12 protein-coding genes are annotated in these 20675 nt (G+C 49.9%); 8 read left to right on the plus strand and 4 right to left on the minus strand.

All coding sequences use genetic code 11. The features are described 5' to 3' along the window. Positions 1-3 precede the first annotated feature (3 nt). From L6442_RS01665 to L6442_RS01680, 4 genes are all read left to right on the plus strand, one after another. Positions 4-1671: a DUF4091 domain-containing protein gene (locus L6442_RS01665; protein WP_212979186.1), complete on the plus strand. Its 1668-nt coding sequence runs from the start codon at positions 4-6 to the stop codon at positions 1669-1671. A 211-nt stretch (positions 1672-1882) separates the two neighbouring features. Beyond that, complete coding sequence (locus L6442_RS01670) at positions 1883-3979, plus strand: serine hydrolase domain-containing protein (RefSeq protein WP_212979187.1); 2097 nt, start codon at positions 1883-1885, stop codon at positions 3977-3979. Between the two features lie 822 nt (positions 3980-4801). Next, complete coding sequence (locus L6442_RS01675) at positions 4802-6955, plus strand: ATP-dependent Clp protease ATP-binding subunit (protein ID WP_212979188.1); 2154 nt, start codon at positions 4802-4804, stop codon at positions 6953-6955. 325 nt (positions 6956-7280) lie between these two features. Beyond that, on the plus strand, positions 7281-8642 hold the full coding sequence (locus L6442_RS01680; protein ID WP_212979189.1) for an FAD-dependent oxidoreductase: 1362 nt from the start codon (positions 7281-7283) through the stop codon (positions 8640-8642). A 509-nt stretch (positions 8643-9151) separates the two neighbouring features. Here L6442_RS01680 and L6442_RS01685 read toward each other — a convergent pair. Next, on the minus strand, positions 9152-10183 hold the full coding sequence (locus L6442_RS01685; protein WP_212979190.1) for a hypothetical protein: 1032 nt from the start codon (positions 10181-10183) through the stop codon (positions 9152-9154). Between the two features lie 198 nt (positions 10184-10381). Here L6442_RS01685 and L6442_RS01690 point away from each other — a divergent pair, with 198 nt between their 5' ends. Together L6442_RS01690 and L6442_RS01695 are read left to right on the plus strand one after the other, a co-directional pair. Beyond that, positions 10382-10849 (plus strand): hypothetical protein, encoded by a 468-nt coding sequence (locus L6442_RS01690; protein WP_212979191.1) that lies wholly within the window; start codon positions 10382-10384, stop codon positions 10847-10849. 224 nt (positions 10850-11073) lie between these two features. Further along, a complete protein-coding gene (locus tag L6442_RS01695) occupies positions 11074-12036 on the plus strand; it encodes an acetylxylan esterase (protein WP_194231941.1) in 963 nt (320 codons plus the stop codon). 145 nt (positions 12037-12181) lie between these two features. Here the strand turns inward: L6442_RS01695 and L6442_RS01700 are convergent, their stop codons facing one another. Then, positions 12182-15841 (minus strand): discoidin domain-containing protein, encoded by a 3660-nt coding sequence (locus tag L6442_RS01700; RefSeq protein WP_237100178.1) that lies wholly within the window; start codon positions 15839-15841, stop codon positions 12182-12184. 328 nt (positions 15842-16169) lie between these two features. Here L6442_RS01700 and L6442_RS01705 point away from each other — a divergent pair, with 328 nt between their 5' ends. Together L6442_RS01705 and L6442_RS01710 are read left to right on the plus strand one after the other, a co-directional pair. After that, positions 16170-17492 carry an MFS transporter gene (locus L6442_RS01705; RefSeq protein ID WP_194231902.1) on the plus strand — a complete coding sequence of 441 codons (1323 nt, stop codon included), beginning with the start codon at positions 16170-16172 and terminating at the stop codon, positions 17490-17492. Beyond that, positions 17464-18372 (plus strand): polysaccharide deacetylase family protein, encoded by a 909-nt coding sequence (locus L6442_RS01710; protein WP_212979192.1) that lies wholly within the window; start codon positions 17464-17466, stop codon positions 18370-18372. Before L6442_RS01705 ends, L6442_RS01710 begins: the two co-directional genes overlap by 29 nt. Before the next feature lie 162 nt (positions 18373-18534). Here L6442_RS01710 and L6442_RS01715 read toward each other — a convergent pair whose 3' ends face one another. Both L6442_RS01715 and L6442_RS01720 read right to left on the minus strand, forming a co-directional pair. Continuing rightward, positions 18535-19533, minus strand: coding sequence for an LLM class flavin-dependent oxidoreductase (locus L6442_RS01715; RefSeq protein ID WP_212979193.1), 999 nt, complete (start codon positions 19531-19533; stop codon positions 18535-18537). 133 nt (positions 19534-19666) lie between these two features. Further along, a complete protein-coding gene (locus L6442_RS01720) occupies positions 19667-20665 on the minus strand; it encodes an LLM class flavin-dependent oxidoreductase (RefSeq protein WP_212979194.1) in 999 nt (332 codons plus the stop codon). Between the last annotated feature and the right edge of the window lie 10 nt (positions 20666-20675).

Consider the following 20675-nt stretch of genomic DNA (forward strand, 5'->3'; position numbering starts at 1 on the left):
GTAATGACGCAAACATTTGAAACCCGCATCGTCCATTCATTGGTAAAGGTATTTCCTGACGAAGAACTGCAGGGGGCAGGACCGGCGAAGGGGTCGGCGCTGCTCAATGAAGTATTTTCCTATCAAGTCGCTTATCGTGCGCAGCAGCTGACGCCGGTGGTCAAGGTGAAAATTGAGTCGGAGCTGGAGGAATGGATGACCGTCCGCAGCATCGGACTGGTTCCTTCCGAATTGCCGAACCATTACAACCACGACGAGAATGTACTGCGTACTGCTCCAGGCTTATATCCCGATCCTTTGTTACCGCTTACAGATGATGCTGTGCGCGGATTTCCCGGACAATGGCGTTCGTTATGGATTACGGTGAACCCGCAAAATCAGGTGAAACCGGGGCTTTATCCGATTGTGGTCCGTTTCGAAACGGAGTCGGGCGAGAAGCTGGCGGAGGAACGTTACGAACTGGAAATCATCGGCGCGCAGCTGCCGCCGCAGCAGCTTTTGCATACAGAGTGGTTCCATACGGATTGTATAGCAACACAGTATCAAATGGAAGTGTTCAGCGAACGACATTGGGAGCTGCTTGAACAATACATACAAACGGCTGCCGATCATGGCGTAAATATGCTGCTGACGCCCATATTTACGCCGCCGCTGGATACCGAGGTTGGCGGTGAACGGCCGACCGTACAGCTGGTGGACGTGGAGGTGACGGGGCAAGACGAGTACAACTTTGGCTTTGATCGTCTGAAGCGTTGGGTGGACTTATGCCACAAATGCGGTATCGAGTACTTTGAGTTTTCGCATTTGTTTACACAGTGGGGCGCGAAACATGCGCCAAAGATTGTGGCTAAGGTTGATGGTGGGCTGCAGCGTATTTTCGGCTGGGAGACGGATGCTTCCGGCGAAGCGTATCATGCGTTTTTGACACAATTCCTGCCGCAGCTGGTGGCCTGGATCCGGGAGAATGGAATCGAAGATCGTAGTTATTTCCACATATCCGACGAGCCGACGCTGGAGCATCTCGAATCTTATGCCAGCGCCCAGCGGATGGTGAAGGATTTGCTGGCGGGCTTCCCGGTGATCGACGCGCTATCGGATTTTGATTTCTATGAAAAAGGTTTGGTGCAAACGCCGATCCCGGCAAACAACCATATCGAGCCTTTTCTGGAAAACGGAGTTACTCCGCTTTGGACATATTACTGCACCTCCCAATTCCAAAAAGTATCCAATCGGTTTTTCTGCATGCCGTCCGCACGCAACCGGATCCTTGGATATCAGCTGTATAAATATGATGCGGCCGGATTTTTGCATTGGGGATATAACTTCTGGTATACGCAGTACTCCAAACGGGTCATCGATCCTTTCCGCGTAACGGATGCGGGTGGTGCCTTCCCATCAGGCGATCCGTTTCTGGTTTATCCGGGTGACCAAGGGCCGATAGAATCCATCCGTATGGAAGTGCTGCGGGAAGCGCTGCAGGATCTGCGGGCACTCCGTTTGCTTGAGGAATGGATTGGCCGGGATGCGGTGCTTGCGGCGCTGGACGATGGATTGGACGAGGCGATCACGTTCAGCAGCTATCCGAAAGATGCGGATTGGCTTCTGTCCAAGCGGGATTGGATAAACGGCAGGATTAAGGAGCATGTCGGCAAAAGCGCAGTTTCATCCTAGGTTTTCAAATATAGATGTTTGCATTCAAAAGCTTCATTCAAGGCGGGTTCGAGTCGGTTTCAATGGTCCGGCTGTCTTGGATGAAGTTTTTTTGTGTTTGATGAAGGGTTTTGCTTTTCAGTGAAATTAATTTGGCGCGTGGAAATCTGAACCATTCCCTTATGCAAAACCGTATTACTCTGTATATCCGACAAAAGGAGGGTTATTTTTTATGAAAAAAAGATTGCTGTGGGTGCTGGCTGCCGCGCTCGTGCTGACGCCGGTATTACCTGCAGGGGCGAGTGCCGCGGAGGCTAACAAGAAACCGGTTGCAAGTCAGGCCGGGCAAAAGATCGATTTAGACCAAATCGCTAAGGAAAAGGCTGCTTTACTTACGCAAAAATACGGTACGACCAGCGTTCAATACGCATTGATCGACAATGGCAAAGTGGTGGTATCAGGGCAAACGGGGAAAAATGATGCGCAAGGCAAAATTCCCCTCACCAAAGAAACGATGTACGGCATCGGATCGACAAGCAAAATGTTTACGACTGCGGCTGTGATGAAATTGGTGGAGGAAGGGAAAATAGATCTGGACGATCCTGTAGTCAAGTACATACCTGACTTTAAGATGAAGGATGAACGTTACAAGCAAATCACCGTACGGATGCTGCTGAACCATTCCTCCGGTCTGCAGGGATCAAGCCTGGGGAATTCTTTTTTGTTTAACGACAGCGATTCGTACGCCCATGACAACCTGCTGAAACATTTGGAGACCCAAAGTCTAAAAGCAGACCCGGGTGCCTTCTCCGTTTATTGCAATGACGGATTTACACTGGCCGAGATTCTTGTGGAAAGGGTGAGTGGGCTTGATTTTACCGCATTGATTCATCAGTATTTTACCAAGCCGCTAAATATGGATCATACCAAAACATCGCAGGAAACGTTCGATCCGGGCAAAATGGCGGGGCTTTATACGCCGACTTATCCGGGGCAGCTTCCGAATCTGACGGCCAACCTCATCGGCACGAGCGGCATCTATTCGACGGCCGAAGACATGGTGCGGCTATCGCAAGTATTTACCGGGCAAAAACAGGGCATCCTGGCGGATTCATCGCTGCGGGCGATGGAGCAGGAGGAATACAAAAAGGGCTTGTGGCCGAAGGATGCCGATAACTCCGGCGATTTTGGCCTTGGCTGGGACAGCGTGAAATTATTCCCCTTTAACCAATATGGAATGAAGGCCCTGGCCAAAGGCGGAGATATAATATATTATCATTCCTCCTTGGTAGTGCTGCCTGAGCAAAACATGGCTGCGGCCGTACTTTCCTCCGGCGGCTCCAGTATGACCAACCAGATGCTTGCCAGCGAGTTGCTGTTGCAGGCGCTGAAGAAAAAGGGCGCAATTCAGGAATTCAAACCGGAAAAATCGTTTGGCAAACCTGTCAAAGCAAAAATGCCAGACGAAATGAAGAAGTATGCAGGGTATTATGGCGCCTTCGGCCAACAAATGAAAATAGCGGTTCAAGATGGCGTGCTTACGGCGACGGTACCTTTGGTTCCTGGATATCCGGGGCAGAAATTCGTTTATACGCAGGACGGAACCTTTATGAATGAAGAAGGTACATCGAAGATCAGCTTTGTGACTGAGAAGAACGGACGCACTTATTTGTGGGAAAGGGATTATGTAAGTATCCCGGGCTTGGGACAGCTGGCTATGTCTAATTATGCGTCAGAAAAGCTGGATGATCAGCCTGTATCCAAAGAGACAGCCGATGCTTGGACGAAACGGAACGGAAAGGCATTTTATACGGTCAGTGAAAAATACAGTTCTGCGGCCTATTATATGAATACAATTGCGATGAAAATTGCCCTTAACAAGGATTTGCCGGGTTATTTATTGGATAAAGCTTTGACAGGGCCGGATACGGCTGCTGCCCTCTATCAGATTCCTGCTAATGGAGGCCGGGATACCGGGGAATTACATTTTTATATGAAGGATGGCATAGAATACTGTGAAATTGGCGGATATGTGTTAATTAGCGAAGACGGCGTGAAACCTATGCACATCGGCAAAGACGCAGTTGTAACGGTGGGTGAAAACGGGGAGGCCAAATGGTACAGCGTACCTGCAGCTGCCGCCGGCAAGACGATGAAAGTGACTATGCCCGCGAAGGCTTCATTTGCTGTTTATGATGAAGAAGGCAACTGCGTGAATTATTCAATCATAAGCGGCAGCAATGAGTGCGTACTCCCTAAAAACGGCAAAATTGCGTTTGTCGGTGACGCAGGCTCGACATTCCAAATCACAGTGAAACAGACAAAGTAAACTAGCGGAATCCCACCGATCAGGCGACAGTCTAAGGTGGGATTTTTTTAAGATATAAGAAAGTATAAACTTCGGAGATCTCGCATCCTTATATCGCAAGAAAAATTACCGCTAAACGCGGTCTGTCTTCTATGAGAGTACGTCGATAGACGTTTTTCTTAAGATATAAGAAAGTATAAACTTCGGAGATCTCGCATCCTTATATCGCAAGAAAAATTACCGCTAAATGCGGTCTGTCTTCTATGAGAGTACGTCGATAGACGTTTTTCTTACATTTCAGAAAGATAAACTTCAGAGGTCCCCGCAAAGTATTTGGAATAAGCATCGAAGCATAGGCTCCACTCAGTACTTTTGCTCCGTAAAAGCGCCCCTCTTTGAAGGGCGCCCTTACTTCTTTCCGATACTCTTTGTGGGGTTACTTTGCAATCAACCTTCCCATCTCAAGCACTAGGGACGACGAACATACATAAGAAGGACAAGTCTTATTAGCTATTTTAACGATGGGAAAATGGAGTGAAAATTTTCAAATAATTATTTTCAAAACTGTTGACAATCCATCCATTTGCGTTATAATAGTCAAAGAAAGTCAAAGTCAAAACAATTGATCAAACATCAAAACTGTTAAATCGGGTTTTTCAAAATAAGGTCGGTATTCGATCTCGGTCCTCCATCTCTTGAAGCGGCCTAGATTAAAGATTTTCTTGTCAAAAGCGGACCTTGAGAACAACCTTTTAAACGCTGCAGTGGAGATGTTCTTTTGCATAGTTACACGAAGTGAAAAAATGAGTTTCCGATGAATTATGAAGAAAGGGGCAATGAAACATGCGTTGTCAACAATGTAAATCTAACGAAGCAACGGTAGGACTTAGCTTAACGATAAATAACAAATCCGAACAAATGTATTTATGCCAGGAATGCTACGCGAAAATCAATAACGGAATTCCATTCCACGCCGGTTTCGGCACATCGGGAATGTCGCCGATTGATGAGTTCTTCCATGGATTGATGCAGCCGCCGCAAGCTTTTCATGAAGCATCGGGCATAAACGCCGATGCCAAGCGGGCTCAGGGCGGCCGAGGCAATGGCGGCGGCATTTTGGATCAGCTCGGCCGCAACCTGAATGATGCGGCCAAAGCAGGCCGCATTGATACCGTCATCGGCCGCGAGGAAGAAATCGAGCGGGTGATTGAGATTTTGAACCGCCGCAGCAAAAACAATCCGGTGTTGATCGGCGAGCCGGGGGTTGGTAAAACGGCCATCACCGAAGGCCTCGCTCTTCGCATTGTCGAAGGCAAAGTGCCGTCCAAGCTGCTGAACAAAGAAGTTTATTCGCTGGACGTAGCTTCGCTGGTTGCGGGTACAGGCATCCGCGGGCAGTTTGAAGAAAAGGTCAAACAATTGATCGCCGAACTGCAGCAGCGCGAGAACATCCTGTTGTTCATTGACGAAATCCATCTGCTGGTCGGCGCAGGTTCCGCCGAAGGTTCCATGGATGCCGGCAATATATTGAAACCGGTGCTGGCACGCGGAGAGCTGCAGGTTATCGGCGCGACTACCCTGAAAGAATACCGCCAGATCGAGAAGGATGCCGCCCTGGAACGTCGGTTCCAGCCGGTAATGGTCGATGAACCAACGCCTGAGGAAACGATCGAGATTCTGAAAGGACTGCGTCCGAAATACGAGGAATTCCACGGCGTCCGTTATCCGGACGATACCATAGCGGCTTGCGTGCAATTGTCACACCGTTATATTCAAGACCGTTTCCTGCCCGACAAAGCGATCGATCTGCTGGATGAAGCGGGAGCCAAGCTGAACCTGCGCGTATCCGAAGGCGGCCACGGCCAGCTTCAAGCGCGCCTGGAGAAGGTCAAAGCGGAGAAGGACCAGGCAACGCGCATGGAAAACTATGAACGCGCCGCCCAACTGCGCGACGAGGAGGCCGATCTTGTGGCGCGGCTCAATGAGGCCGAAACAGGCAGCAGCCGGGCAGAAGTCCATGTGGAAGATATCCAGCAAATCATTGAACGCAAAACAGGAATTCCGGTTGGTAAATTGCAGCAGGATGAACAGGACAAGATGAGAAATCTGGCAGACCGCCTGAAAACGAAAGTCATCGGCCAATCCGAAGCCGTTGAAAAAGTGGCCAAAGCGGTACGCCGCAGCCGCGCCGGGCTCAAACCGAAAAATAAACCGATTGCGTCGTTTTTATTCGTCGGACCAACCGGCGTCGGCAAAACGGAACTGTCCAAGTCGCTGGCCGCTGAGCTGTTTGGTCAGGCAGATGCCATGATCCGGCTCGATATGAGCGAATATATGGAGAAACACTCCGTCTCCAAGCTGATCGGTTCGCCGCCGGGATATGTCGGCCATGAAGAAGCCGGGCAGCTTACCGAACGCGTGCGCCGCAACCCGTACAGCATCATTTTGCTGGATGAAATCGAGAAGGCGCATCCGGACGTGCAGAACATGTTCCTGCAGGTGCTTGATGACGGCCGCCTGACCGACAGCCAGGGCCGCACCGTAAGCTTCAAGGATACGGTCATCATTATGACCTCGAACGCCGGTACTGCGGACAAGAAAATCACCGTCGGCTTCTCGGCTGAGCACTCGGATCGAACCGGATCGGTTGTGGATTCGCTTGGAGCTTATTTCCGGCCCGAGTTTCTGAACCGGGTGGATGCGATCATCCCGTTTGCTTCCCTGAAGGAAGAAGATCTTGTGCAGATCGTCGATCATATGCTCAGCGACATTGTAAGCGCACTTGACGAGCAGGGGATCACGCTCAGCGTTTCCGGAGAAGCGAAGAAAAAATTGTCCGAGCTTGGCTACAATCCGGCATTCGGAGCCCGTCCGCTGCGCCGCGTCATCCAGCAGTATGTAGAGGATGGCATCACGGACCTCGTGCTGGACGACGAAAATGTGCACCATATCAGAGTGGATGTTCAAGAAGGCATGATTCAGGTTGCCAAAGCCTGATGCCGTACCTTAAATAAATCATTTCTTTAAATCACGCCTCATGGAATGGATGAGGGAAGAACCTTCCGGTTCGGACCGTATGCGTTCATTCCCTGAGGTGTTTTTTGTGCATGGAAAAAATACATACTCCATTTTCTCTTGTGAAAAATTGAACAAATTTTGAAATTACACATCAAACCACTTGAAATGTGAAAAAAATCACAGTATATTATAGATGTGAAATAAATCACAAGAAAAACGTGATGTAGAGATGAGTTTTATATGGCCGTTAGCTAACACCAGAATTCTATAATCTAAAAAACCAGTCCCCAGGGAGGAACCTAACATGAAAATCGCAGTTATCGGTTGTACACACGCAGGCACCGCAGCGGTAGTCAATGCCGCGAAGTTTTACCCTGATGCACAAATTAACGTTTATGAACGCAATGATAATATATCCTTTTTATCCTGCGGCATCGCTTTGTATGTAGGCGGCGTGGTCAAAGATCCGCAAGGGCTATTTTATTCCTCACCGGAGCAGCTGGCTGAGCTTGGTGTCGTGACTCATATGCGCCATGAAGTGTTATCGGTCGATACCGACGCCAAAACGCTGCGGGTCCGCAATTTGAAGACCGAGGAAGTGTTTGAGGATACCTTTGACAAACTGATTGTTACCACGGGTTCTTGGCCGATTATTCCAAAGCTTGCCGGGATGGACCTTGGCAATATCCTGCTCTGCAAAAACTATGATCATTCCAATACCATTATTGCAAAAGCGAAAAATGCCAGCAGAATTACGGTCGTCGGCGCGGGGTATATCGGCGTGGAGCTGGTGGAGGCATTCCAGGAAAGCGGTAAACAAGTAACGCTGATCGACAGCGAGGAGCGGATTTTGAACCGGTATCTGGATGCGGAATTCAGCAGTCAAATTGAAGACGCGTTCCGCGCGAGAGGCGTCGAGCTGGCATTGGGACAAACGGTGCAGGCTTTTGAAGGCCAAGACGGAAAGGTTAGCCGCGTTATTACAAGCAAGGGTAAAATCGAAACGGATTTGGTTATCATGTGCATCGGCTTCCGTCCGAATACGGAGCTGCTGAAAGGCCAAGTGGATATGCTGCCAAACGGGGCCATCATCGTCGATGAATATATGCGCACCAGCAAGCCGGATGTATTCGCCGCGGGTGACAGCTGTGCGGTGCATTATAACCCTACGGGCAAAAAAGCCTACATTCCGCTCGCTACCAATGCGGTACGCATGGGGATGCTTGTTGCTCACAATCTGGTGCGTCCAACCACCAAATATATGGGTACGCAAGGAACATCGGGCCTCAAAATATATGATTTGAACCTGGCTTCGACAGGTCTGACCGAGGGTGCTTGCGATGATGAAGAGCTGGATGCCCAAGCGGTTACGATAACGGATGCCTACCGTCCGGAATTTATGCCTACGGCGGAAACCGTGACGCTAAAGATCGTCTTCGAAAAAGACAGCCGCCGCCTGCTCGGCGCCCAGATCATGTCCAGGGTGGACTTGACCCAAGCGATGAACACTTTGTCGGTATGCATTCAAAACGGGATGAGCGTTGACGAGCTGGCTTTTGTCGACTTCTTCTTCCAGCCTCATTTCAATAAGCCATGGAATTTCTTAAATACGGCCGGGATCGCCGCACTGCCCAAGATTGGGATCGAGGAACTGCAGCATGTTTAAAAGGGAGCGTACGGCGCATGCCAGATTTTCAGGCTTATGATGGAATATTTCCCCTGAGGAATTGGCAAGTTTGGGAAAAGCATGCGAAAATGCATCTTTTTTTCGGGAGGTAGATCTGCAAGGTGGGAAAAGATGCGAAAGTGCAGGAATTATTGGCTGATTGGAAGCATAATCATTTTTTGGTCCCCAAAGCCTGCACTTTTGCAATAATTAAACCTATATAGCACCAAAAGTGATAAAAAGGTTGTACAAATGCATCTTTCGATTCGATGAAGGTCAATAAAGCGGCAGATCGACTACTGAATGAAAAAGCGACACGTCCAAGATCATCAACATGTTGTGTTTGGCGTTTGTCATCCGATCCATTTTATCCGGCAACGACGCAACTGTTTATACGAAAAGGGCAGCCTCTTGTAGTTGAACTACTTTGAGGTCTGCCTTTTTTGTTCGCGATTTATACTTACGATTCCAGTTAAGCTGCCATGCCTAAAATGAGCGGGATCAGAGCATTAAACATCCTTTTCCTTTTCTTTTTTCTCCTTGCCCCCGAGGTTAATGCCCACCTGTCCGTCATGGCTGCCGACATTTCCGCCGAGTGTGAGGCTTAAGCCTTGACCGCCGCCGACTTGCGCACCCGCGTGAGCGCCTAGGCCGTGGTCACCGAGGATTTGCGCTCCTGTACTGAATGCGGCTCCCTGGCCTCCGCCCAGCTGGCTCTTCATATGAGCGCCAATGCCATACTCACCGCCCACCTGGGCTTCGGTGCTGAGGCCGATTCCCTGCTTCAGGCCGGCATGGCCTTCCACATGGGCCTGAACGCCGTATTTGCCGCCCAACTGGCCTTCGGTGTCAAATTGAAAGCCTTTGGTGTTGTTATCCAGATTGGCTGCGCTCTGCACATTCAGGCCGTATTCTTCCGCACCGACATGGCTGCTGAGATGATTCGTGACACCATGTTTGTCTACCTGCGTGTCGGTGTGGAAGCCGGCACCATGTTTGCCGCCAATTTCGATGCCGGTGTCCACTTTGACTGGAGGGCTTTCCGCCTTCGCATGCTCAACTTTCGCATGTTCAGCCTTTGCATTTTCTGCTTTTACATTTTCTGCTTTTACATTTTCAGCTTGCACATTTTCAGCTTTCGCATGCTCAACTTTTACATTTTCAGTTTTCACATTTTCCACTTTCACATGCTCGGCTTTCACATTTTCGAACTGCATATGTTCAAGCGAGTTTTCCTGCTGGGGAGAAAGTTTGACTTGAAAACCTTTGGAGGTTGGCTCAACCCGGTTCGGAACGGGCGGCGGATAGGGAGCGTCGAACGGGTTGCCGGAAAATGGGGAGAAGAAATATGTCGGATATGCCGGCAAAACCGGATATCCCGGATACGTCCCCGCAAAAGGATAAGATCGGTCAGGCATGGGCCAGAAATAGGGATCCGGCTGGAGCGGAGCGCGGAATGTATACGCAAACGGATGATAAGCGACAGGAACCGGATAAATGTACTGGAAGCCGGGTCCGAAGGGATAATTGCTTGTCGTCATGCGATTGAACCTCCAGATCAATTTTGATGATATAGCCTATTCACGGGAACGAGAAATGACACATTTATTCTGACGGTTTCCCTTTTCAAGAACAGAAATTGCTACAAAATGATATAAAAAGATTCAGTCCCATCCGATATATAATGGTAGCCATGGCTTTTGATGGAATTCCATTTTATTATGTGGAGGAATGGTAATATGAGGTATGAAGTTCGTTTGGAAGGTTTTGAAGGACAGCTTGTTGAAGTGGAGCCGCGATTGGGCGGTTTATGGGGCGGTCCACGGTTGTTCGTCAATGATCAGCAGGTTCCTGGAAACAAGAAAATGCAGCTGCGCCGGAATGATGGCAGGGAAGTGACTGTCAGGTGGAAAAATGATCTTTGGGGAGTTGATGTGCCGAATTTGGACGTGGATGGTACGATCATTCAAGTTGCCAAGCCCATGCCGATAGGTTATAAAATATGGTGTCTACTTCCGATTCTACTTGTTTTTATCGGCGGTGCGCTTGGCGGGATCATCGGGGCAGTCGGCGTTTTGGTTAATGGGGCCATTTTCCGTAAACGGTCGATTCAACCAGCTGTGAAAGTGATGATTGCGATTGCGGTTGCCATTGCAGCATTTGTCGTTTATTTCCTAATCGCTTCATCGATTTATTCGCTTCTCTAAAGGTACCGCAGGCTAATAGAAGCTTCGAAGCTTGAAATAGATACATAACATCTATCAAACAAAAGACATGCATCATCCCTCTCAGGGAAAATGTGCATGTTTTATATTTTTCATGAGTATTCGCAGGTCCAATGAATGGTGCAAACTGGTATAATAGGGAAGCTGCTAGAAACAGTTATTCACGGAAATTCGATTTGTCCAATCTGAAGAAAAAGGTGATGACGATGCCGCTAATCGATATGCCCCTGTCAGAGCTGAAGCAGTACCAGGGGATCAATCCGAGACCTCATGATTTTGATGCGTATTGGGAAAAGGCGCTTGAAGAAATGCGCAGCGTGGATCCCCAAGTCGAACTTGTTCCCGCCGAATTCCAGCTTCCTTTTGCGGAGTGCTTTCACTTGTATTTTACAGGTGTAAGCGGTGCCAGAGTGCACGCGAAATATGTCAGACCCAAAGGTGATGCGGGACCGCATCCCGCTGTGCTGCAATTTCACGGATACCGCGGCAGCAGCGGCGACTGGATGGATAAAATGGCGTACCCTGCGCTTGGCTTCTCCATTGCTTCGATGGATGTGCGCGGACAAGGAGGATTGTCCGAGGATACCGGAGGCGTGATGGGTAACACGAACAACGGCCACATTATCCGCGGTCTGCAAAATGAGGATCCTCACCGGCTGCTGTTCCGTGACATTTTCCTCGATACGGCGCAGCTGGCAGCGATTGTGATGAATCTGCCGGAGGTGGACGCGGATCGCGTCGGCGCTACGGGCTGGTCGCAGGGAGGTGCGCTTACGATCGCGTGCGCAGCTTTGGAGCCCCGGATCAAAAAAGCGGCACCGGTATATCCGTTCCTGAGCGACTACCGGAGAACCTGGGAGATGGATTTGTGCAAAAACGCTTATGAGGAGCTTGGCACTTATTTCCGTCTTTTCGATCCGCAGCATCAACGCGAAGACGAGATTTTTACCAAGCTTGGTTACATAGACATCCAAAATCTTGCGCCGCGCATTAAGGCCGATATGCTGATTGGAGTTGGACTGATGGATACCATCTGTCCGCCGTCCACGCAGTTTGCGGCTATCAATAAAATAACCGCGCCTGTGCAGTTGGAGATTTTCCCGGATTTCGGACATGAGGGCTTGCCTGGACTTAGCGATAAAATCATTCAATTTCTGAAGGAATTGTAAGATCAATAAAATGGATTAAGACCTCATCTGTACTCATAGGTGCATAAATAAAATGGGCTGTCCCCGTCATTGAACTGTAACTCCGATTGTCAGTTGATTATCTGACAATCGGGGTCGGTTCGGACTTGGGGGCAGCCCCTTCACATTATTTTGCCTCAACCATGTTAATCAGATCCTCCATCGGCCGCAGATCGCGCGTGGCATCGTACGGATAACGATTTAGGACTTGCAGCAGCAACTTGTGCAGTTTTCCATTATTGTTGATCTGATTCAGCAGCTCATCCATTTTCGCAATCAGCTGCTTATATTCCTGAATATGGTCGGAGCCGTACACCTCGAATTCAAAAAAGGAATTTCCGAATACGGTGGCCCGTTTTACACCCTGGAACTTGACATAACGTGCTTGCTGCGGATCGAATGTGATGATATCCAGATTGCCTTTGGAATTGATGATCCCATCCCCACCGGACACATTGGTCCAGTTTGTCTTGTCCGTAGACACCAGCAGCTGGTATTTCTCCGCATAGGCGCCTTGCCATTTGATAATGACCTTGCTGACGTCTTTAGGCGCCCCGAGGTCGACGATGAACCAGGCGTCATCCACATAAGCGCTGGACCATCTGGAATTTGGGGATACGTCCCCGTCGACGGCCTTATCGGACGAGTAATAAGGGAATTCGGTTTCGGATGATTCCGTCGCTTGGTGCAGGGCCAGGTTGTCGCTGCTGAGCAGCTCGATGGCTTTGTTATAAATCATGACGTTGTCCAGTACGCCCTTAAAGGCATTGGTCTCGCTGCCGATCCGGAGCGTTGGCAGGACAAGGGTATTCATTTTGGGATATTTTTCTTCCATCCGTTCCACATATTCATCCAAATTGACGAACAACGTCACGCCCTTATTGTCGCCCTTGAGTGTGAGATGCGTCCACTTGCCTTCCGGAACGACGTAATCAAAAGTACTGTCATAATGTTCTTTCGTAAATCCAAGCTTGCCGGTTTTGCCTTGCTTCAGCTTCAGCGTTCCGACCGGGGATTCCATCAAAACGGCGTCATCCGGGTTGCCCGGATCCGGTTTGATCCACATCGAGATGGTCCAGTCAAATCCGATGGCCTCCACCGGCGTTTCGATGTAGCTTTTTCCGCCATTCAGCCGGACGCCATTATCATATTTCCCTTGCGTGATATTGACGTTAACGTCCTTGCCGTCGAAACGGTTCCCGGAACCGTCTTTGAATCCGTTTTCAAATGTATACTGAATAACGCTGTTTTCGTCGTTGTTGACAGTGATTTTATGGGACAGATCGGCGTTTGGCGCATCACCAATATTTTTCTTCCGCTGCTCAAAGCGCCCGATCGATCTGTCATCTCTCGTGCCGGTCCACATTTTCTCCGATACGACCTGAATTCCAGGCAGCAATCGGTCATGCGAATCATCCATCGACAGTCCGTTGGCTTCGGATACATCGTTCCACAAGCAGAACATGCCGCCTTTGACGCGCGGATGGCCGAATGGAAGTGTCGTTGTCTCCCATTTGACAGGCTCCCATTCATCGTAAAGGAACTGGGTATTCAGGTAGTTCCCGTACAGGGTAGGAACGATATACATGAATACGTTTTGGGCATTAATGACGTCATAGCCGAGATCCACTGCCTGCTGCGGAGCGCCGTAAGGTTCATACCATATTTCCATCGTGGCGTCCGTGCTGATAGGAGTCGTACCGTTGTATTGCGTAAGCCCGCCCCATAAATGAGGGTGTTTGCCCTTGCTGTTAATATGTTTGATGAGGGTATCCATATATCCGCGGAATACTTCTACATCTCCGGCGTATTCATCCGTGCCGATGTTTACATCCGGTCCGATGAAAGTCGGATCAGTCCCGTCCATATATTCATCGAACAAGGATTTGACGAATTGCACCGTTTCCGGTTTGGAAATATCAAGCGCCCGTTCGTTCCCTAACGCGGGGTTGTAGGAAGTAAATGCGCGGGAATGCCCTGGCGTATCGATTTCCGGGATGACGTTTACGCCGTACTCCATGCCCAGTAGCTGAAGGTCTTTGAATTCCTGTTTCGTATAGTAACCGTTTGGACTTGCCAGCCCTGGATAAGTGGTGCTTTCCAGCCGGAAAGCCGCTGTCGTTCCGTCTGCGAATGGCGTGCCGACATCATCGTTCAAATGAATCTGGAACGTGTTCATTTTATACCAGGACAGCAGTTTCACATAACTCCGCAGAAAATCGATGGTGTAGAATTTGCGGGCAACGTCAATCATGAGTCCTCGCTGCTCGTATTTCGGATAATCTCTTGCTTCGCCTTTTGGAATGGTCCGGTCCGGATGCTGTTTAATAATCTGCAGCGCGGTTCGGGTGCCGAAAAATACGCCTTTGGCGGAAGCGGAGGTAATGGAGACGTACTGATCGACCTTGAACAGGTTCCCCTCATCGCCAATCCATGCCAGGGAAGGATCTATCGATAAGAACAAATCGCCTTTTTTCGGTTTCCCGTTTACAATCTTGAGGTCGAAACCGGTGATATCTTGCAGATCCTGGCGGGTCAGTTCGGCAGCGTTTTGCAAAACGGCTTGGTCTTTCGAATCCACAACGATCCGCGAAGACTTCGACAGCGCATAATTGCCGGTCTCCCCATACCATTCCCGCAAGGATGGAATGACATCCGGTTCGGCATTCCGGTCCGGCGTCTGTTTATGCTGCCCCGGCACAATGACCGTAATATTTCCGGACAGCAGTTTGCGGCTCGGATCCTTTTTATCTTCGACTTGGACAATCAGATTTACCTTGGCGTCCACCAGCGGTTCCCGGATATTTCCGTCCATGTCGATCACCTGAACACGGTCGCTTCCATACAGGCTGACTTGATAGCCTTCAGGGATTTGTGCCGCGGACCAATCAAGCTTTGTTTGTCCAGGATTTACTGTGATTGCTGCGGTTACGTTGTCCACGATCGTCTGCAAGTCATGTAATTGGTATACCTCAAATTCATAAAACGAGTAGCCGTAGTAGGTTCCTTCGACAGGCGCCCGCTTGATCCCTTGGAACTTCACGTATCTCGCCTGGAGCAGCGGGAAATCTACAGTTTCGACGCCGCCCTTGCACATAATCACGCCGTCATTTTCCTTCACATTCTTCCAATGCTCGGCGTCATCGGATACGAGAATTTTGTAGCTTTCCGCCGGAGTTTGCCAGCGGATCACGACGCGGTCGATATCCATTTTCTCGCCAAGATCGACATAAAACCATTGATCATCTTGGAGGGCGGAGGACCATCTGGTGTTGCCCTTTCCATCGACCGCCAGCTCCGGATTCAAATAATCCACTTCATTGCCGGAGGCGAAGACGGGTTTGTGCAGAGCCAGATTCGTTCCGCCGAACGAAGAATCTGATAGCATTTCGACTGCCTCATCATCGGCTTTGTCTTTTTTCGCGTTATCCTTCGCGTTGTCTTTCGGGTTGTCCTTTGCATTGTCTTGCGGATTATCCTGTGGATTGTATTTCGTGTTTTTTTGCGAGTTGTCTCTCGTATTGTTTTGTGCATCGTCCTGCGAATTGTCCGGCGGCGGGTTGTCATCCTTGTCAAGTACCGGATCGTTTCCCTTTTGCGGCGTTCCATCCGCATCATCGGGATTGGAGTTTGCTGCAGGCGGATCTTCTTCACCTGGCGGAGGCGCCTCTTTCATGACTTCCTTGAAGGCAGTCTGGGCATGTACGGTTGCCGGCTGAACGACGGGTGTCAACATCATGGCGAGCGCAAGCATTGTTGAAACGGCTTTCAAAATTGTCTTCTTCATAGTCCCTCCATATTGTTTTGATTTGGTGGAAAAGCCTTACTGAGCAAATATGCAGGAAAATTGCATTTTATTACGAAAAACTGGATGATTAATCCACCTATATCATATAACGAGGTTTTTTTTAGCGGCAATATACATTTCTTTACATCAACGCGATAAAAGGCTAATATGGCTATCCAATCTGCGCAGTCAAGCCCATGCATATATGGGCGGGTTCAAAAAGGCCGGTTTGAACAACCTCTATAAATAACTTTTGGAGGTGGAGGTAAAATCACCCATGCGTTGAATACTATAGATCAAGCTATATCACGGATATGGGGGAATGCGTATGCAGCGTAAGTGGGTGAATTCACCGTATATTTTTGCGTTTGGCATGTTTGCCATGATGGTTCCAAGCCAGGCGTTCAGTTCGTATTACAGCTTTTTTTATGTAGAGAAACTGGGACTTGGCATTGGGCTGGCAACGTTGGCGCGCACGATTTTTTTGATCTGGGATGCCGTGAACAACCCGTTGTTCGGCCATTGGTCGGATCGGACCCATACCCGGCTTGGGCGGCGCAGGCCTTGGGTGTTTGGCGCCATGCCGCTGTTTATGCTGACGTTTATCATGGTGTTCTCTCCCCCGGGGGGATTATCGCAAAATGGATTATTTGCCTGGTTTTTGACGGCATTGATTTTGTTCGAAGCGGTCGCGACGGTGCTGTGGGTCAATTATGGGGCTTTATTTCCCGAGCTGTATCACGGTGACCGCCTGCGGGCCAAAGCATCGGCGATCCAGCAGAGTTATCAAGTGGTTGCGCTGCTGATCGGCTCGGCGCTCACGCCGACAATCTTTAATGCCGCGGGCTTTTCCAATATGTCGATCATATATGCATTCGTTTTCGGGATCGCGATGCTGATCTGTATGCTGGGGGTACGTGAGCGCGAGGAATACAGTGCAGGCGAGCCGCTAAAGCTTGGTAAAGCGTTTAAGGAAACGCTGAAAAATAAAAACTTCTGGCTGTTCAATATTTCGAATTCTTTCGCCCAGACGGTCAATGGCTTGGTCAGCTCGATCATTCCTTTTTATGCAAAATATGTGCTTAAGATCAGCGACAATCAGGTCACAATACTGATGGCCTCCGTGTTCATATCGGTAATTCCGCTTGTGTTCGTATGGTACTGGATTTGCCGCAAAATGGACGGGGTCAAGGTCTGGAGGTTATCGCTGGCCGTGTATGCCGTTTCGGTACTGCCGCTTTGGTTCGGCTTTAATCTGATCAGCGGCGTAGCGGCGGGCGTTGCCGTCGGTTTCGGGCTTGCCGGCTTTCTGGTCACCCCGGCGATGGTCAGCGGCCGGATTATCGATGAAGATGCGGAGAAGACGGGCCTGCGCAGGGAAGGGATTTATACTGCCGTAGCCGGCTTTATTACCCGTTCCAGCGGGCTGATCTCGGCGCTTGCCTTTTTGGTTGTCGGCGTTATGTTCGGTTATGAAAGCGGCGATAAGCCGGGACCGAATCCGGAAATGACTTTCCGGGTGCTGATCAGCATCGTGCCGTTTTGTTTGCTGCTGATGTCAATCATTATATCGCTGCTGACCCGTTTTGATTTTGCAGCATATCGGAAAGGGGATGTCACGCATGGGGAAGAAACTCATCATCAACTGTGACGACTTTGGGCAAAGCCCGGCTTTAAATCAGGCGATCATGGCTCTTTTGGAGGAGGAGAAGGTATCTTCCGCGACGATCATGACGGTTGCCCCCGGCTTTGAGGAGGCGGCCGCCTGGACCGCAAAGCGGCGTCAGCCCAATGTCGGGCTGCATCTGACGATGACAAGCGAATTTGATGCGCTCCGCTGGCGCAGCCTGACGGGCGATCCGTCGCTGCATGACGACGACGGCTTTCAATACCGGACTGTGAAGGAGTTTGAGCTGGGAGCGGCAACGAAAGCCGTCATGAAGGAAATCGATGCGCAGTATGAGCGGGCGCGGAAGTCAGGCATCGTTATCAGCCATGTCGATAATCATATGGGCAGTTTAATGGGAATGGAAACCGGCAGGAGCTTTCTCCCGCAGACGATTTGGAAGGTATCGCGCTGGAAGCTGCCGATGCGTTTTTTCCGGTATATTTACAAGGAGGACCCGCTGCTAAGCTCGCTGAAAGACATTGAGCGTCCGGTAGCCCAAGTCGTGGGGTTGGCCGATGCATTCGGCGTGCCCATCCCCGATTACCTGCTGTCCCATCCCTTCGGCTTAGAAGAAGGGGAGACCTACGACAGCTTTAAGGCTTCCATCATTGCCAAGCTGTACCGTCTGCCTGAAGGCGTATGCGAAACGTACATTCACCCTGGCGTACCGGATCCATGGATGCAGGAACATATCCCCGACTATACCAAGCGGGTATGGGAATACCGGCTTCTCTTCGACGATGACTTCGCATATGCGCTGCGCGATGCCGATGTCGAATTAATCAACTACCGTTATGTCCAGGAACATTTGAAACGCCCGCGGCTGCGTTCCGGGCTGAAGCTGGTGCGGCTGCTGCGATAAGTTCGGGACGAATCGGCAGGATGTTATCTGTGATATGGGAATCGGGATTACAGTTATAAAAGGGAAACGCAAACCCCGGTCGGGCAGGAAATCTCCGCTCGCCGGGTTTTTGATGAATAGGAAAGTTTGATTTCAGCAAGTCGAGATCATATGATTATTGCATTAGCGCATCGCCTCTGCAAGCAATTCATAAGAACGTAATCGGGCTTGGTGGTCGTAGACTGGAGCAGCGATAATCAATTCGTCGGCTCCTGTCTCTTTGAGAATGACCGACAGCTTGTTTCGTACCGTATCAACGCTGCCTCTGGCACCATATCGGAGCATTTTGCCGCCAACGATCGCCTTCTCCTCTGCGCTCCATAACCGATCCATATTATCCACAGGAGGTTTTAATTTCCCTCCCTCTCCGCGTAATACACTCAGAAATTGTTGTTCTTGGCTTGTAGCTAACCAATTAGCTTCTTCGTCAGTTTCAGCTACAATGACATTAACCCCGATCATGACGTGCGGCTTATCCAGCGATACAGGCTGGAAATGACGACGGTATAGCTCAAGTGCAGACAACAGATTGTCTGGAGCAAAATGACTGGCAAACGCAAACGGTAAGCCGAGCTGACCCGCAAGCTGCGCACTAAACCCACCGGAGCCTAGAAGCCATATCGGGAGATTCAAACCTTCACCAGGCACTGCCCTAACCCCCGGCAATGATCCGCCGAGCGCTGGATTGAGGTAGGAACGCAACTCTAACAACTGTTCGGGAAAATCATTGTCGTTGTGTAAATTGCGGCGAAGCGCCCAGGCCGTAGACTGGTCCGTTCCTGATGAACGTCCGATGCCCAGATCAATTCGACCCGGAAATAACGATTCCAGTGTGCCGAACTGTTCCGCTATAGCAAGCGGCACGTAATTGGACAGCAAGAGCGCTCCCGATCCGACACGAATCGAATGAGTATGGGCTGCAACGTGTCCGATAACAACGGACGTAGCTGATATTGCAGTTCCTGGCAGATTATGATGTTCCGCCAGCCAGTATCGGTGATACCCCCATTGCTCGGCGTGTTGTGCTAAATCAACCATATTGCGGAATGATTCGGTGGAAGTTCCGTCCTCCAATACCGGTGCCAGATCCAAAATCGATAATTTTGCTTTCATACGTTCCATTTTTCGAAATGCCTCCCATTCAATTTAATTGACGTTGGAATACGTGATCTTATGCTGCCGCGTTCAAGTCGGGTAATCTTGACAACTTCAGCTGGCTAATCTCGTAACCGGTGTACAATTTTACTTTTAGGCATTAGTTCATCGTTTCTGCAAGCAATTCATAAGAACGCAACCGGGCTTGATGGTCGTACACTGGAGCAGCGACAATCAATTCGTCGGCTCCCGTCTCCTTGAGAATGGCCGACAGCTTGTTTCGAACCGTATCAGCGCTGCCTCTGGCCCCATATCGGAGCATTTTGCTGCGAATGATCGCTTTCTCCTCAGCACTCCATAGCCGATCTATATGGTCCACAGGAGGTTTTAATTTCCCTCCCTCTCCTCGCAAGATACTCAGAAATTGTTGTTCTTGGCTCGTAGCTAACCAATTGGCTTCTTCATCGGTTTCAGCTACAATGACGTTAACCCCGATCATGACGTGCGGCTTATCCAGCGATACAGGCTGGAAATGACGACGGTATAGCTCAAGCGCAGGCAACAGATTATCCGGAGCAAATTGACTGGCAAACGCAAACGGCAAGCCGAGCTGACCCGCAAGCTGTGCACTAAACCCACTGGAACCTAACAACCAAATCGGAATGTTTAACCCTTCACCAGGCACGGCCCTAACCCCCGGCAATGATCCGCCGAGCCCTGGATTGAGGTAGGAACGCAATTCTAACAACTGTTCAGGAAAATCATTGTCGTTGTGCAGATTGCGGCGAAACGCCCGGATCGTAGACTGGTCCGTTCCCGACGCACGTCCGATGCCCAGATCAATTCGACCCGGAAATAACGATTCCAGTGTGCCGAACTGCTCCGCTATCGCAAGCGGCGCGTGATTGGGCAGCATAACCCCGCCCGATCCAACACGAATCGAATGAGTATGGGCTGCAACGTGTCCGATAATGACGGACGTAGCCGAACTTGCAGTTCCTGGCAGATTATGATGTTCCGCCAGCCAGTACCGGTGATACCCCCATTGCTCGGCGTGTTTTGCTAAATCAACCATATTTCGAAATGCTTCGGCGGGAGTGCCGTCCTCCAAAACCGGAACCAGATCCAAAATCGACAAGTCTGCTTTCAGATTTTCCATTGTTGCCAAC

It is taken from the genome of Paenibacillus azoreducens, from assembly GCF_021654775.1.
Taxonomy (GTDB): Bacteria; Bacillota; Bacilli; order Paenibacillales; family Paenibacillaceae; genus Paenibacillus_AQ; species Paenibacillus_AQ azoreducens.